Genomic DNA, 15,742 nt, shown 5'->3' on the forward strand with positions numbered 1-15,742 from the left:
CTAGCTAAGATAAGAGATAATGGATTTTAATCATTTATCCCGTCAAAGCTTTTATGCTTGGTTTAACACCTCTTCAGGTATACGCTTATTAGAAGAGGAACAATTAGAACTAGGCAATATTCTTCCTAGCTTATTTGGTTATCATATTATTCAGCTAGGATCTCTAAATAAAGAGATAAATCTGTTATCTTCTAGTTATATTTTAGATCAAGTTATTGTAGATATAGAAATATCGAAAAACTCTCAGATGCCCAATGTTATCTCCAAAATAGATATTTTACCTTTTGGTTCTGAAACCATAGATGTTGTATTGCTACCTCATACCTTAGAATACGCTCCTAGCCCTCACTTCTTATTACAAGAAGTACAGCGAGTGTTAATCCCTAATGGTACATTGATTATTCTGGGCTTAAACCCATGGAGTTTTTTAGGAATTCGCCGCTTTTTTCCCTATAAAGGTGAACAAATACCTTGGTATGGACACTTTTATAGCCTAACTCATATTCAAAGATGGCTAGCTTTATTGGGGTTTAAAGTGGTAAAATCCCGTTATTTTTTATTTCATTCGACTGCGAAGTGTTCTAGATTAATAAAAAATCTATATTCTTTGGTTAATACTAAATGTTACTTGTCTCCTTTTTTTTTCGAAGGTTATTTGCTAATTGCTAATAAGGAAGTAGTTCGCTTAAATCCAGTAGATCTTAAATGGGAAAAACAAGGTGGCGTGGAAATTTCGGGAGTAGTGGAACCAGTAGCCCAAGTACATTTTCATGATTGAAAAAATAAAAATTTTTACAGATGGAGCTTGTTTAGGAAATCCAGGCCCTGGCGGCTGGGGTGCTCTGATTTGTTATCAAGGGAAAAAAGAGGAAATATCTGGAGCTGAATTTAATACCACAAATAACCGTATGGAGCTTACTGCTGCTATTAAAGCACTTAACAAAGCACTAGAGTTAGCACCTAATTCAATTGATATTACTACTGATTCTGAATATTTACGCCAAGGAATTACGCAGTGGATATTCAATTGGAAACAGCGAGGATGGAAAACAAATCAAAATCGATCTGTAAAAAATATAGATTTGTGGCAAAAGCTTGATGAAATTGTTACAGAGTATGAAAAAATAGAATGGCATTGGGTGCGTAGCCATAACGGTCACCCAGAAAATGAGCGAGCGGATTTTATTGCAAGAAATGCAATTAAAAAAACCCATCCAGAAAATGTAGATCGGCAAGTTGTATTTGATACAGAAACTACTGGATTAAAGCCTGAAGAAGGGCATAGAGTGATTGAAATCGGTTGTATTGAGCTTATTAATCGCCGTAAAACAGGCAGTACATTCCATAGGTATATTAACCCAGGGCGAGAAATTGATGCAGAGGCAATAAAAATTCATGGATTGACTAATGAGTTTTTAGTAAATCAGCCATCTTTTTCAGAAATTGCTGATGATTTTGTTTCGTTCATCTGCGGATCAGAACTAATTGCTCATAATGCTTCATTTGATATTGGTTTCTTAAACAGTGAATTAAAGAGAGTTAATATAGAATGGGAGGGAATAAGTTCTTACTGTACAGTAATAGATACACTCCGGTTAGCACGACAGCGTCATCCAGGGCAAAAAAATAATTTAGATTCTCTATGCAAACGTTATGGAATTGATAATACTCATCGAGAACTACATGGTGCTCTTTTGGATTCAGAGTTACTTGCTGAAGTATATCTAGCTATGACAAGAGGGCAAGAAGGCTTAAAATTTGGAATAACCCAGTCTTCTTATGACCACCAAAAAGAGCAACCACATCAAGAAGAGATTCATCGTATTTCAACTGATCGAGCAAGACTGAAAGTATTAGAACCAAATGAAGAGGAAAAATTAGCTCATAAACAGTGGCTAGTAAATCATAGTACTTTTTCATGGTAGAAAGATTAGTAAGTACTTAAGCTTATGCTTCAATTAAATCATAATAACAGTACAGTAGTACTAAATGAACGCTCTCAATATATACTTAAAACAATTGTAGAATGCTATATACGAGATGGGGAACCCATAGGTTCAAGGATGCTCTCTCGGGAAAGCCAGTTGGCTTTGAGTCCGGCTACCATTCGCAATACGATGGCAGATCTAGAAGAGCTAGAGTTTGTGTTTTCTCCTCATACCTCTTCTGGTAGAATTCCTACTGCTAAAGGGTATCGGTTTTTTATTGATTCTCTACTTAACCCTAAAACTTTAAGTGTGGATTCCGTTCAGATACTGAAAACTCAGCTAGATGCAAATGCTGATCCTCAGTCTCTATTAACTATTGCCTCGCAAATACTCTCAGAGATTAGTCGCTTTGCAGGAGTAGTAATGGTACCTCGCCGAGAATATCTTACTTTAAGTCAAATAGAATTTTTACCCCTATCAGAGAATAGAGTACTTGCAGTTTTAGTGATTAATGAGTACGAAATACAAAACCGTATTATTTATGTAACAAAGAAATATTCAATATCAGAGTTGCAGCAAGCTGCTAATTATCTTAACAGTATCTTTAAAGGTAAAGATTTATATGCTGTGCGTTGGCATCTAATTAAGGAAATGGCTGAAGTCCAAGAAAATGTAGATCAAATCATCCATACTGCAATAGAGGTAGCAAATCAAGTATTTTCAGCTAACCAAACTAAAACAGAAGATTGTATCGTAACTGGCCAAACAAATTTATTAGACTATATTGATTTTTCTGATAAAGAACGACTACGACAATTATTTAATGCTTTTAGCGAAAAACAAGATATTCTTCATTTACTTGATCAATGCCTAAACGCAGATGGAATTCAAATTTTTGTTGGTGAAGAATCTGGCTACCAAGTTTTTAATGGCTGTAGTGTAGTAACCGCCAGTTATGGTGGGTCTAAGGGTGCTATTGGTGTTCTTGGGATCATTGGTCCTATCCGCATGAATTATGAGCAGGTTATTCCCTTAGTGGATATTACTGCTCAATTATTAGGTAATGCACTTAATCAGCATAGCTAGTTTTTAATAAAAATCTATAATTTATCAAATTATTTTGGAGAATTAATATGATATCTGAAGAAACCACTTCTCCGGAAAAGAATCACGATCCTTCTAAAATAGAAGAAAATCATATTGAAGAAACTCAAGATCAAGAATCACTTTCATCACATATTAGTGAGATAGAAGATCGCTTAACAGAAGCACTTAGTAAAGCGGACTCTCACTGGAATGAATTATTACGCGCAAAAGCTGATCTAGAAAATCAACGCCGGCGATATGAGAGGGAGCTGGAAAAAGCGAGAAAGTATGCCTTAGAGAAATTTGCCCAGGATTTACTCCCTTTAAGGGACAGTTTAGAGATGGGTTTATCTCAAGCACAGGAAGAAAATGCAAGTGTAGACATTCTACGAGAAGGTACAGAACTCATTCTTAAAGAATTTAATCAAATCACTGATCGCTTTGGAATCAAAGAAATAGATCCTGTAAATGAGCTTTTTAACCCTGAATTTCATCAAGCAATATCTACCCAAGAAAATGATGATTACGATCCTAATACTGTTATTGCAGTAGTACGTAAAGGTTATTTATTGAATGATCGCTTATTACGACCTGCTATGGTAGTTGTCTCTAAATTAAGTATAAAAACACCCTCTGATGAAGATCTAGAGACTTGAAATGAAAAAATATGCCCCAATAATAACAAATAGACAGGTTTTTAATTTCTTAAAATAAATAGAATAGATTTCTGGAGTAGATCAGTAATGGGAAAAATAATTGGTATTGATTTAGGAACAACAAATTCTTGTGTTGCTCTTATGGATGGAAATAGCCCTCGAGTTATTGAGAATTCTGAAGGTGATCGTACTACCCCGTCTGTAATTGCATTTACTAAAGATGATGAAACTTTAGTGGGTCAATCGGCAAAACGTCAAGCAATTACTAATCCACAAAATACCCTCTATGCTATTAAGCGTCTTATTGGTCGTCGCTTTGATGAAGAAGTAGTACAAAAGGACACTAAACTAGTACCTTATAAAATTGCTAAAGCTGATAATGGAGATGCTTGGGTAGAAGTCATGGGTAAGAAAATGGCTCCTCCTGAAATTTCTGCTAATGTACTTCGCAAAATGAAAAAAACTGCAGAAGATTATTTAGGAGAGGAAATTACAGGAGCAGTAATTACAGTACCTGCTTACTTTAATGACTCCCAGCGGCAAGCAACTAAAGATGCTGGTCGAATTGCAGGGCTTGAAGTAAAACGAATCATTAATGAACCTACTGCTGCCGCTCTTGCTTATGGGTTAGATAAAAAGAAAAAAGGAGATCAAAAGATTGCAGTATATGATCTTGGTGGGGGTACTTTTGATGTCTCAATTATTGAAATTGCTGAAATAGAAGGGGAAAGCCAGTTTGAGGTACTTTCCACTAATGGGGATACCTTCCTTGGCGGTGAAGATTTTGATAAGCGTATCATTGATTATATTGCTGACGAATTCAAAAAAGAACAAGGGATTGATTTACTAGGTGATCCTCTAGCTATGCAGCGTCTCAAAGATGCCGCAGAAAAAGCAAAAATTGAGCTTTCTTCCAGCCAGCAAACAGATATTAATTTGCCTTATGTTACTGCTGATGCTACTGGGCCTAAACATTTAAATGTTCGCTTAACGCGAGCCAAACTAGAATCTTTAGTTGAGGATTTAATTACTCGTACCTTAACTCCATGTCAAATTGCACTTAAAGACGCAGGATTAAGCGCTTCTGAGATTGACGAGGTAGTTTTAGTCGGCGGTCAAACTCGTATGCCCAAAGTGCAGGAAGTAACTAAAGAGTTCTTTGGTAAAGAACCTCGTAGAGATGTTAATCCAGATGAAGCTGTAGCAATGGGTGCTGCAATTCAGGCAGGTGTGCTTTCAGGAGAGGTAAAAGAAGTATTACTGCTTGATGTTACTCCACTATCCTTAGGAATTGAAACTTTAGGTGGGGTGATGACTAAGCTGATTGAAAAAAACACTACGATTCCTACCCGTAAGGACCAAGTATTTTCAACAGCTGATGACAATCAGACGGCTGTTACAGTCCATGTACTTCAAGGGGAACGAGAAAGAGCGGAAAATAATAAGTCTCTTGGTCGATTTGATTTAGTAGGTATTCCGCCAGCTCCTAGGGGGATGCCTCAAATTGAAGTAGTATTTGATATAGATGCCAATGGTATTCTCAATGTTTCTGCCAAAGATAAAGCAACAGGCAAAGCACAATCTATTATTATCAAAGCCTCTAGTGGGTTAGGCGAGGAAGAGATTGAGCAGATGGTTCGAGATGCGGAATCTCATGCTGAAGAAGATAAGAAATTTAGAGAACTTATTGATATTAGAAATCAAGGAGATAGCTTAATCCATGCAACTGAAAAATCCTTAAGTGAAGTAAAGGATAAGATTTTAGCAGAGGAGAAAAGCGGTATAGAAAGTGCGATTGAGGCTTTAAAAACTGCTATGAAAGGTGATGATAAAGATGCTATTGAGGAAAAACTTAAAGCACTTACAGAAGCTTCTGGTAAGATGGCAGAGCATCTTTATAGCCAAAATCAAGGGCAACATGATGAGCATGCTCATCATGAGCATAAAGCAGGAGATGAAAATGTTGTAGATGCGGATTTTGAAGAGGTTAAGGAAGATAAAAAATAACTGAATTAAAGATTAATAACTTAAAGCATGGCAAAACGTGATTACTATGAAATTTTAGGTGTTTCTAAACAAGCTTCTGAGGGAGAAGTTAAAAAATCCTATCGGAAATTAGCAATGAAATACCACCCAGATCGTAATCCGGATAATAAAGAGGCTGAGGAAAAATTTAAAGATATCCAAGAAGCCTATGATGTGCTTTCCGATCCCAAAAAACGCATGGCCTATGATCAAATGGGTCATGCAGGGGTAAATGCTGGAGGATATGGTGCAGGTGGTGCTAATGTTAATGATATCTTTAGCGATATCTTTGGTGATATCTTTGGTGCAGCTCGAGGTGGTGGGCAACAAGCCTATCGAGGATCAGATTTACGTTATAACTTGACTCTTACCTTAGAAGAAGCTGTTACAGGTACTACCGCAAAGATTCGCCTCCCCACCTATGTAGAGTGTAAAGTATGTCATGGTAGTGGAGCAAAACCTGGTACTTCCCCCACTACTTGCCCTACCTGTAATGGGCATGGACAGGTACGGATGCAACAAGGGTTTTTCTCTCTTCAGCAAACTTGCCAACGATGTCATGGTGCTGGTCAAATTATTAGTACACCTTGTGGATCATGTCACGGCGAGGGCAGAATAAAGGAGCATAAAACTCTTTCAGTTAAAATTCCTGCTGGAGTAAATACTGGAGATAGAATTAGATTAGCTGGAGAAGGAGAGGCAGGGGAACACGGAGGATCAGCAGGCGATCTATATGTAGAAGTTCAAATTAAAAATCACCCTATTTTTACCCGAGAAGGGGATAATCTTCACTGTGAAGTTCCTGTCAATATGATTACAGCAGCTTTAGGTGGTACTTTAGAGGTACCTACTTTAACAGGCAAGGCTGCTTTAAAAATTCCAGCAGGCGCTCAAAATGGACAAACTTTTCGTTTAAAAGGAAAGGGAGTAACCCCCGTACATGGAGGATCAATCGGAGATCTTTTATGTAAAATAATGGTAGAGACACCAGTGAATCTAAATACAGAGCAAAAAGAGCTTTTACAAAAACTTAGAGATTCTATGGGGCAAAATACCAGCCATAGTCCTAAGCACCATTCTTGGCTAGAAAGGGTGAAGAATTTTTTTGAAGAAATAAAACCTTAATTGCACTTTTAGAATAAAAACTATGATTCGAATAGCAATTACAGGTGCAGCTGGGCGTATGGGACGTTCACTAGTTCAAGCAGGTTACCAAGATAAAAGGATTGCAATTAGTGCTGCTAGCGAACATCCCGATAGCCCCTTTATTGGTGAGGATGTTGGAGTATTAGCTGGTGTAGGTGTACTGCAAGTATCAATTATCACTCATTTAACTGAGAAAAAAGAAGATTTTGATCTAATCATTGATTTTACTCGTCCAGAAGTATCGCTAGCACATATTAAGGTATGCGAGGAAAATGCTAAACCTATAGTTATAGGTACTACTGGATTTACTTCAGATCAATGTCAAGAGCTTATTAAAGCATCTCATCGTATTCCCATCGTTTTTGCACCTAATATGAGTGTAGGGATTAATCTATGTTTAAAATTATTAGAAATAACCTCGCATGTCTTGGGAAAAGAAGCAGATATTGAAATTATAGAGGCTCATCACCGACATAAATCGGATTCCCCTTCAGGAACTGCACTTCGCATGGGGGAAGTTATTGCTCAAGAACTTAATCTGGATTTAAATTCATGTATAGTATCGGGTCAGCGTAAATCTAGAGATAAAGAATCAAAAACAATAGGGTTCTCTTCCCTTCGAATAGGTGATACTCCAGGGGAGCATACCGTTGTATTTGCAATGGAAGGAGAGCGGATAGAAGTTAGCCATAAAGCACTTAATCGAATGATTTTCGCTTATGGAGCAATAAGAGCAGCTCACTGGATAGTAGATAAATCTCCAGGTTTATATAATATGCAGGATGTGCTTGATTTTTCATAATTTTTTCTTCCTCTGTTAGAGGGACTACCTGTACGTAAGGATAAGAATATCTTAGGTTATAATTAAGGTTTATTATTTTTTTGGCAATTTTTTAAGGGTGTGGGGTAGGCAACTACCCACTTAAGTAAAATTAATTATACAATTTAGGGGGTAACAATGCCTTCTCGCAGAGAGCTAGCCAATGCTATTCGTGCGTTGAGCATGGATGCAGTGCAAAAAGCAAAATCTGGTCACCCAGGAGCACCTATGGGGATGGCAGATATTGCTGAAGTGTTATGGAATGATTTTCTCCACCATAATCCTAATAATCCTCATTGGGCTAACCGTGACCGTTTTGTTCTTTCTAATGGTCATGGATCTATGCTGCTTTATTCCTTACTCCACTTAACAGGCTATAAAGTTACTTTAGATGATCTCAAACAATTCCGTCAACTTCATTCGAAAACACCAGGTCACCCAGAATATGGGCATACACCAGGCGTTGAAACAACAACTGGTCCCTTAGGTCAAGGTATTAGTAATGCGGTGGGAATGGCTCTCGCTGAGAAAATACTTGCAGCTCACTTTAATCGCGATGGTCATGAGATTGTTAATCATCATACTTATGTTTTCCTAGGTGATGGGTGCATGATGGAGGGTATTTCTCATGAATCATGCTCTTTAGCTGGGACATTTGAGTTAGGGAAGCTTATTGCTTTTTATGATGATAATGGTATCTCTATCGATGGTCATGTAAAAGGATGGTTTACAGATGACACTCCAAAACGTTTTGAAGCTTACGGTTGGCATGTGATTCGTGGTGTAGATGGTCATAATTCAGAATCCATCCGCCAAGCCACCCTAGAGGCACAATCAGTTACAAATAAACCTACTTTAATTTGCTGCAAAACTATTATTGGTTTTGGCTCTCCTCATTTAGCAGGTACTCACGATTGTCATGGATCACCTTTAGGAGATGCTGAAATTGCTGCTACTCGAGAGAAACTAGGATGGCATTATCCACCTTTTGAAATTCCAAGTGAAATTTACGATAATTGGAATGCTATAGAAAAAGGAACTGCCGCTGAAAAAGCTTGGAATGAAAAATTTTCAGCTTATAAATCATCCTATCCAGATCTTGCTGCAGAGTTTGAACGCCGATTAGCAAAAAAACTCCCAGAAAATTGGGAGGAAAAAGTGATGGAAACTATTTTTGCTGCCGATACTAAAGCAGAGAAAGTGGCCACTCGTAAGGCTTCTCAAAATGCTATTGAAGCTTATGCTCATATTTTACCTGAACTTCTTGGTGGATCTGCAGATTTAACAGGATCTAATTTAACCAACTGGTCTGGCTCTAAGGAAATAACTAGAAGTGACGATACGGGCAATTATATCCACTACGGAGTACGAGAGTTTGGGATGTCTACCATTATCAATGGAATCTCTGTTCATGGTGGTTTTATCCCTTATGGTGGTACTTTTTTAATGTTCTCTGATTATGCTCGTAATGGAATACGGGTCGCTGCACTTATGCGTGCACAAAGCATTTTTGTTTACACCCATGATTCTATTGGTTTAGGAGAAGATGGTCCAACCCATCAAGCAGTAGAGCAAGCAGCTACTTTACGGTATATTCCTCATATGTCCGTATGGCGCCCATGTGATACAGTAGAAACTCTAGTAGCATGGAAAACAGCTATTGAGCATACTAATGGTCCTACTGCCTTATTACTAAGTCGCCAAGGATTACCATGCCAGAAAAGAACTCCTGAGCAAATAAAGAGTATTTCGCGTGGAGGATATATTCTTCGTGATTGTGAGGGTACTCCAAATTTAATTATTATTGCTACAGGCTCTGAAGTAGAATTAGCAGAGAAAGCATTTGAATCTCTCTCTAATAGTGGAATTAAAACAAGAGTAGTTTCTATGCCCTCTACAGATGCTTTTGATAATCAGGATGAATCCTACCGAGAATCTGTATTACCCACTAAGGTGAAGGCTCGAATTGCAGTAGAAGCTGGAATTCCAGATTATTGGCGAAAATATGTAGGGCTAGAGGGTAAAGTACTTGGAGTAGATACTTTTGGAGAATCAGCACCTGCTGAACAGGTATACAAATACTTCGGATTGACTGTAGAGAATCTAATTACAGTTGCAAAAAGTTTAGTTTCATAGTTAAAATCCGCATCTTTCATAAATTAGTGTTTGCGGTATTTTGGGTAGTTTTATTAAAAGAATACGGAGAAAATCATGACAATAAAAGTCGCAATTAACGGTTACGGTCGCATTGGCCGCAATGTTTTGCGTGCTTTGTACGAACATCATCGTACTGGCGAAATTCAAATAGTAGCAATTAATGATCTGGGCGATACTAAAACAAACGCTCATTTGACTAAATATGATACAGTTCATGGTAAATTTCCTGGGAAGGTATCTGCTGAGGATGATCATTTACTAGTCAATGGAGACAAAATTAAGGTTATTGCCGAGAGGGATCCTTCTAAGCTACCTTGGGGAGAGTTAGGCATAGATGTAGTCCACGAATGTACTGGGCTATTTACTTCAAAAGAGAGAGCAACGGCCCATATTAAAGCAGGCGCTAAAAAAGTAATTATTTCCGCTCCTGGTGGTAAAGATGTAGATGCTACTATTGTCTATGGAGTTAATCATCATACTCTAAAAGCATCTGATACTATTATTTCCAATGCATCGTGTACTACTAACAGTTTAGCTCCCTTAGTAAAAGTACTCCAGGATGGTATCGGAATTCATCATGGATTAATGACGACTATTCACTCTTATACTAACGATCAGGTATTAACTGATGTATATCATACTGATCTTCATCGGGCACGAGCTGCTACCCATTCAATGATTCCCACAAAAACAGGAGCAGCTGCAGCAGTGGGGCTCGTACTACCAGAATTAAATGGCAAATTAGATGGGTTTGCTATACGGGTACCCACTATTAATGTTTCTTTAGTTGATCTTGTCTTTGTTGCTTGCCGTGATACGACTAAAGCTGAAATTGATGGGATGATGCGTGAAGCAGCTGAAGGTAGCTTGAAAGGTGTATTAGGCTATAATGATATACCTTTAGTCTCTGTAGATTTTAATCACGATCCTTGCTCTTCAACTTATGAATCAATGCTGACTAAAGTAATGCAAGGCAATCTAGTAAAAGTACTTGCTTGGTATGATAATGAGTGGGGCTTTTCCAATCGCATGCTGGACACCACTGTTGCATTAATGAACGCTAAGTAATTAATAAAAATAATTAGGGATTAAAGAATAATATTTGCTTTAATCCCTTATGCTTAGGAGAATAAGTTCCGTGCCAATATTGAAAATGATGGATGTAGACTTAACTGGAAAACGAGTTCTAATTCGTGAAGATCTTAATGTACCATTAAAGGACGGTAAGATTACTGACGATACTCGCATTCGAGCCTCTTTGCCAACCATACAGCAGGCAATTAAGTCAGGGGCTAAAGTCATACTTATGTCTCATTTAGGACGTCCATCAGAAGGGGTATTCGATGCGGCATTTTCTCTAGCTTCTGTAGCAAAGCATCTAACCCAGTTATTGGGTCAAGAAATACTTTTAGTTAAAGATTGGTTAAATGGTATTTCCTTAAGTAAAGGGCAGGCTGTACTTTGTGAGAATGTCCGGTTTAACCAAGGTGAGAAGAAATGTGATGAGGGTTTGTCTAAAAAAATGGCGAATCTTTGTGATATTTATGTAATGGATGCTTTTGGTAGTGCTCATCGTGCTCAAGCCTCTACCTATGGTGTAGCAAAATATGCTCCTATTGCCTGTGCTGGTCCTCTTCTTGCTAAAGAGTTAGAAGCACTAGGAAAAGCATTAGATAATCCTACAAAACCTATGGTAGCTATTGTGGGTGGATCTAAAGTATCTACGAAACTTACAGTACTTGAATCTCTATCAAAAATAGTTGATCAGCTAATAGTCGGTGGAGGAATTGCAAATACTTTTATCGCTGCCGAAGGGTATAATATTGGTAAATCGCTCTATGAAGCAGATTTAGTAGAAACAGCTGCTCAATTAGCACGCGAGGCTAAAGCAAGGGGAAGTAATATTCCTGTACCAGTGGATATAGTTTGTGGTAAAGAATTTTCAGAAAGTACACCTGCTAGCCTTAAATTAGTTAGTGAAGTTACTAATGATGATATGATTTTTGATATTGGACCAAAAACTTCCAAACAGTTTGCGGATATATTAAAAACTGCAGGAACTATCATTTGGAATGGTCCAGTTGGTGTATTTGAATTTGATCAGTTTGGAGAGGGAACGAAAGAACTGTCTTTAGCTATTGCAGAAAGTTCTGCTTTTTCCATTGCCGGAGGAGGGGATACCTTAGCTGCAATTAGTAAATATGGAATTAGTAATAGAGTTTCTTACATTTCAACTGGTGGAGGAGCATTCCTAGAGTTTTTAGAAGGAAAGAAACTACCTATTATTAGTATTCTTGAAGAACGGGCAAAAAATAGCTAGATTTAGCAATATTTATAAACAAATTTTAAGGTTTTAATTTGGTAATAGCTATTTGCTATGTTAATGAGACGTACTAAAATCGTCGCAACCTTAGGACCTGCTACAGACGATCCTAAAATTCTTGATCAACTGATCGAAGCAGGTGTTAATATAGTTCGCCTAAATTTCTCCCATGGAAATTATGAACTTCATCGAAAAAGAGCAGAGATTATAAAAATACGTGCCCAAGCTCATGGAAAGCATGTTGGTATTTTAGTAGATTTACAAGGACCAAAAATTAGAATTTCTAAGTTTAAAGAAGGAAAAATATACTTAGAAGATAACGCTCGTTTCACTTTAGATGTGAATTTACCAGAAAATGAGGGTGATGAAACTCAAGTTGGTGTTGATTATAAAGCATTAGCAGATGATGTAAGTTCAGGCGATACTTTATTGCTTGACGATGGTCGCATTACTCTATGGGTAGAGGAAGTTTCTGGGTCTAAAATTAATTGTCGTGTTGTGATTGGCGGTTACTTATTAAATAATAAAGGAATTAATCGCCAAGGAGGAGGGCTTTCAGCTAAAGCACTTACCGATAAAGATCGGAGAGACATCCAGCATGCTGCTGATCTTCAAGCAGATTATTTAGCTATATCTTTTCCTCGAAGTGCCACTGATGTTCATGAGGCAAGAGAGCTATTTCAAGCTGCAGGAGGCAAAGGAGGCGTTGTCGCTAAAATTGAGCGAGCTGAAGCTTTAGAACAGTTAGAAGAAATTATCCATGCTTCTGCTGCAGTCATGGTTGCTCGAGGAGATCTTGGAGTTGAGATTGGCGATGCAGCACTGCCTCCTGTGCAAAAAAATATTATCCACTTAGCAAGAGAATTAAATCGGGTTGTTATCACAGCTACCCAGATGATGGAATCTATGATTACAAACCCTATTCCAACTCGTGCTGAGGTATCAGATGTAGCCAATGCAGTTTTAGATGGAACGGATGCCGTTATGCTCTCAGCAGAAACTGCATCTGGGAGTTACCCAGTAAAAGCAGTAGCTGCTATGGATAGAATTTGTCGTGAAACAGAAAAACAAAGGCAGATTACTGCGTCAAATCATCGAATAAATACTCGGTTTCGTAAAGTAGATGAAGGGATCGCTATGGCTGCAATGTATCTAGCTAACCATTTTGACGTGAAAGCTATTGCAGCTTTAACTGAATCTGGAGCTACTCCCTTATGGATGTCTAGAATCAGCTCTGGTATACCTATCTACGCTTTATCACCCCATGCTGAAACTCGCAGAAGAGTAACCCTTTATCGTGGTGTTTATCCTATAAGCTTTTACCCAAGTCCCATAGGGTGTGGTGCAGTTAATTGTGCTGCTACTGATAGTGAAGCAATTAACGAATTGCAACGAAGAGGCGCTGTGCACGAAGGGGATTGGGTAATTATTACTCAAGGGGATCTGGCTGGAGTACAGGGGAGTACCAATACTATGCGTGTTATTCGAGTGGGAGATGAACCAGCTTTTATACCAACTACATAAACAGAAAAAAATAATCAAATTAACAATTTATTGATAAACCTGCCTTCTAAAAGTATTAGGAGGCCTTTAATAATTACAAGAGGGTAAATAATGGCTTTAATAACATTACGTCAATTATTAGATTATGCTGCTGAGCATAATTTTGGTGTCCCTGCATTTAATGTAAATAATATGGAACAGGTCCATGCAATTATGCAAGCAGCTGAAGCTGTTGATAGCCCTGTGATTATGCAAGCCTCTGCAGGTGCTAGATCTTATGCAGGCGAACCCTTCTTGCGTCATCTCATTGAAGCAGCAGTAGAGCAATATCCTTATATTCCTATCTGTATGCATCAAGACCATGGATCAGAGCCTGCCGTTTGTATACGTTCTATCCAATCTGATTTCACTTCTGTAATGATGGACGGTTCTTTAATGGCAGATATGAAAACTCCGTCTAGTTATGAATATAACGTAAATGTCACTCGGCAAGTATCCGAAATATCTCATAGTTGCGGTGTTTCTGTGGAAGGGGAATTAGGCTGCTTAGGTTCTTTAGAAACAGGTATGGCAGGGGAAGAAGATGGATCAGGAGCCGAAGGTAAGCTACATCATAGCCAATTATTAACCGATCCAGAAGAAGCGGCAGATTTTGTTAAAAACACTAAAGTAGATGCTCTTGCTATTGCTATTGGCACAAGTCATGGAGCCTATAAATTCACTAAGCCACCTACTGGAGAGACTTTAGCAATTGGTCGAGTCAAAGAAATTCATGCGCGCATTCCTGATACTCACTTGGTGATGCACGGCTCTAGTTCCGTGCCTCAAGATTGGCTTAAAATTGTTCATGAGTTTGGTGGAGATATTGGTGAAACTTATGGTGTACCTGTGGAAGAAATTCAAGAAGGAATTCGCCATGGGGTACGTAAAGTTAATATTGACACGGATTTACGTTTAGCTGTTACTGGAGCAATTCGTAAACATCTTGCCCAAAATCCAAAGAATTTTGATCCTAGAAAATATCTTAAAGTCACCACAATTGCAATGAAAGATATTTGCCAAGCTCGATATGAAGCATTTGGATCAGCAGGTCATGCATCGAAGATCAAGCCTATTTCCCTTGAAGAGATGACTAAACGCTATGTAAGCGGTAGCTTAGATCCTCGAGTCAACTAAAAAAAATAATAAAATTTATTTAGCCTCTTTATTAGCTCTAATCTTAAGATAGCGGAAGGATTTATCTTCCTTCTTGCTATCTAATTTGTCTAAGTACACCACAGTTTCCCATCTGTATGAATTGTCCTAAGTGTAATACGCTTATAAATAATAAACAGAGTCTTTGCTTAAATTGCGGTACTTTATATGATACACAAGCTCAAAAAAAAGAAGAGGTTAAACTACATTCTTTAGTTACAGAGGCAGGGTGGAGTCAAAAACATTATCCGTGGCGGCGGTATTTTGCTAGAAATATCGATTTAATCTTCATTAGTATTTTATTAGGCTACTTTTTTAAAGATTTTAAGTTAGATAGCTATAATAGTGAGGATATTTCTCTAATTTTATTCTACACCCTTATTGGTACCCTATTACTTCTCATAATGTATGAAGCTTTATTTCTAAATAAAGTAGGTACTACCCCAGGAAAATGGCTATTTGGAATTAAAACTCACTATTCAAGTGGTAAAAATATTTCTTTTTTAGCAGGAGTAAAGTGTTCTTTACTCGCTAATATTATGGGATCGGGGCTTTATATTTTTAGCTAATTCCATTACTACATTCAACTCAAAAAAACCAATATTACTCCATGGGATAAGGCTACCAGTGCTATTATTCAATACCAATGGAGTTTATAGCGAGCAATTATTGCTTATTCATTATTTATTTTAATTAATATTGCAGTTATGTTTACTTTATTAATCTATATAAATAAACTTTTGAGCGAGCTAGGATTATCTCCACTTTAGGCTATATTGCTTTTTTAAAGATCATAGATTGCTCTAAATGCAGCATTACTGTTGATGCGGGTACAAATTTTTGTTGTCACTGTGGAGAAAAGTTAAAACCAGATATTAATTATTCCCAGCCAATAGAACCTTCG

Annotated in this window: 12 protein-coding genes and 2 pseudogenes; all 14 read left to right on the forward strand. The window is 37.7% G+C overall.

Annotation, left to right across the window (positions count from 1 at the left end; translation table 11 throughout):
* Nucleotides 1-19: 19 nt before the first annotated feature.
* The 14 genes and pseudogenes from NSCAC_RS00975 (at nucleotide 20) to NSCAC_RS01035 (ending at nucleotide 15,407) form a co-directional block, all read left to right on the forward strand.
* Nucleotides 20-778: a methyltransferase domain-containing protein gene (locus NSCAC_RS00975; RefSeq protein ID WP_197744585.1), complete on the forward strand. Its 759-nt coding sequence runs from the start codon at nucleotides 20-22 to the stop codon at nucleotides 776-778.
* Nucleotides 771-1,202: pseudogene (gene rnhA, locus NSCAC_RS08780) on the forward strand (ribonuclease HI); the annotation flags it as partial. The gene NSCAC_RS00975 and the pseudogene rnhA, both read left to right, overlap by 8 nt.
* Nucleotides 1,203-1,238: 36 nt before the next feature.
* Nucleotides 1,239-1,925 (forward strand): annotated as a pseudogene (gene dnaQ / locus NSCAC_RS08785) (DNA polymerase III subunit epsilon); the annotation flags it as partial.
* A gap of 24 nt (nucleotides 1,926-1,949) precedes the next feature.
* Entirely contained in the window at nucleotides 1,950-3,014 is a 1,065-nt protein-coding gene (gene hrcA, locus NSCAC_RS00985; protein WP_197744586.1) for a heat-inducible transcriptional repressor HrcA, read from the forward strand.
* Between the two features lie 47 nt (nucleotides 3,015-3,061).
* A complete protein-coding gene (gene grpE, locus NSCAC_RS00990; RefSeq protein ID WP_197744587.1) occupies nucleotides 3,062-3,670 on the forward strand; it encodes a nucleotide exchange factor GrpE in 609 nt (202 codons plus the stop codon).
* Nucleotides 3,671-3,757: 87 nt separating this feature from the next.
* Entirely contained in the window at nucleotides 3,758-5,677 is a 1,920-nt protein-coding gene (gene dnaK, locus NSCAC_RS00995; RefSeq protein WP_197744588.1) for a molecular chaperone DnaK, read from the forward strand.
* A gap of 27 nt (nucleotides 5,678-5,704) precedes the next feature.
* Nucleotides 5,705-6,820, forward strand: a complete 1,116-nt coding sequence (gene dnaJ / locus NSCAC_RS01000) for a molecular chaperone DnaJ (protein ID WP_197744589.1) — start codon at nucleotides 5,705-5,707, stop codon at nucleotides 6,818-6,820.
* Between the two features lie 22 nt (nucleotides 6,821-6,842).
* Nucleotides 6,843-7,643, forward strand: a complete 801-nt coding sequence (gene dapB, locus NSCAC_RS01005) for a 4-hydroxy-tetrahydrodipicolinate reductase (protein WP_197744590.1) — start codon at nucleotides 6,843-6,845, stop codon at nucleotides 7,641-7,643.
* A 156-nt stretch (nucleotides 7,644-7,799) separates the two neighbouring features.
* On the forward strand, nucleotides 7,800-9,797 hold the full coding sequence (tkt, locus tag NSCAC_RS01010; RefSeq protein ID WP_197744591.1) for a transketolase: 1,998 nt from the start codon (nucleotides 7,800-7,802) through the stop codon (nucleotides 9,795-9,797).
* Between the two features lie 75 nt (nucleotides 9,798-9,872).
* Nucleotides 9,873-10,886 carry a type I glyceraldehyde-3-phosphate dehydrogenase gene (gene gap, locus NSCAC_RS01015; protein ID WP_197744592.1) on the forward strand — a complete coding sequence of 338 codons (1,014 nt, stop codon included), beginning with the start codon at nucleotides 9,873-9,875 and terminating at the stop codon, nucleotides 10,884-10,886.
* 70 nt (nucleotides 10,887-10,956) lie between these two features.
* Nucleotides 10,957-12,138 carry a phosphoglycerate kinase gene (locus tag NSCAC_RS01020; RefSeq protein ID WP_197744593.1) on the forward strand — a complete coding sequence of 394 codons (1,182 nt, stop codon included), beginning with the start codon at nucleotides 10,957-10,959 and terminating at the stop codon, nucleotides 12,136-12,138.
* 63 nt (nucleotides 12,139-12,201) lie between these two features.
* A complete protein-coding gene (pyk, locus tag NSCAC_RS01025) occupies nucleotides 12,202-13,665 on the forward strand; it encodes a pyruvate kinase (protein WP_197744594.1) in 1,464 nt (487 codons plus the stop codon).
* Between the two features lie 90 nt (nucleotides 13,666-13,755).
* Nucleotides 13,756-14,820, forward strand: coding sequence for a class II fructose-bisphosphate aldolase (gene fba / locus NSCAC_RS01030; protein WP_197744595.1), 1,065 nt, complete (start codon nucleotides 13,756-13,758; stop codon nucleotides 14,818-14,820).
* A 116-nt stretch (nucleotides 14,821-14,936) separates the two neighbouring features.
* A complete protein-coding gene (locus tag NSCAC_RS01035) occupies nucleotides 14,937-15,407 on the forward strand; it encodes an RDD family protein (RefSeq protein ID WP_197744596.1) in 471 nt (156 codons plus the stop codon).
* The last annotated feature ends 335 nt before the right edge of the window (nucleotides 15,408-15,742 follow it).

Source organism: Candidatus Nitrosacidococcus tergens (genome assembly GCF_902810445.1).
GTDB lineage: Bacteria > Pseudomonadota > Gammaproteobacteria > Nitrosococcales > Nitrosococcaceae > Nitrosacidococcus > Nitrosacidococcus tergens.

Bases quoted from the DNA above. Each gene is read 5' to 3' on its own strand.
- hrcA (WP_197744586.1), top strand. From the start codon at position 1,950: ATGCTTCAATTAAATCATAATAACAGTACAGTAGTACTAAATGAACGC.
- dapB (WP_197744590.1), top strand. From the start codon at position 6,843: ATGATTCGAATAGCAATTACAGGTGCAGCTGGGCGTATGGGACGTTCA.
- grpE (WP_197744587.1), top strand. From the start codon at position 3,062: ATGATATCTGAAGAAACCACTTCTCCGGAAAAGAATCACGATCCTTCT.
- fba (WP_197744595.1), top strand. From the start codon at position 13,756: ATGGCTTTAATAACATTACGTCAATTATTAGATTATGCTGCTGAGCAT.
- tkt (WP_197744591.1), top strand. From the start codon at position 7,800: ATGCCTTCTCGCAGAGAGCTAGCCAATGCTATTCGTGCGTTGAGCATG.
- gap (WP_197744592.1), top strand. From the start codon at position 9,873: ATGACAATAAAAGTCGCAATTAACGGTTACGGTCGCATTGGCCGCAAT.
- NSCAC_RS00975 (WP_197744585.1), top strand. From the start codon at position 20: ATGGATTTTAATCATTTATCCCGTCAAAGCTTTTATGCTTGGTTTAAC.
- pyk (WP_197744594.1), top strand. From the start codon at position 12,202: ATGAGACGTACTAAAATCGTCGCAACCTTAGGACCTGCTACAGACGAT.
- NSCAC_RS01035 (WP_197744596.1), top strand. From the start codon at position 14,937: ATGAATTGTCCTAAGTGTAATACGCTTATAAATAATAAACAGAGTCTT.
- dnaK (WP_197744588.1), top strand. From the start codon at position 3,758: ATGGGAAAAATAATTGGTATTGATTTAGGAACAACAAATTCTTGTGTT.
- dnaJ (WP_197744589.1), top strand. From the start codon at position 5,705: ATGGCAAAACGTGATTACTATGAAATTTTAGGTGTTTCTAAACAAGCT.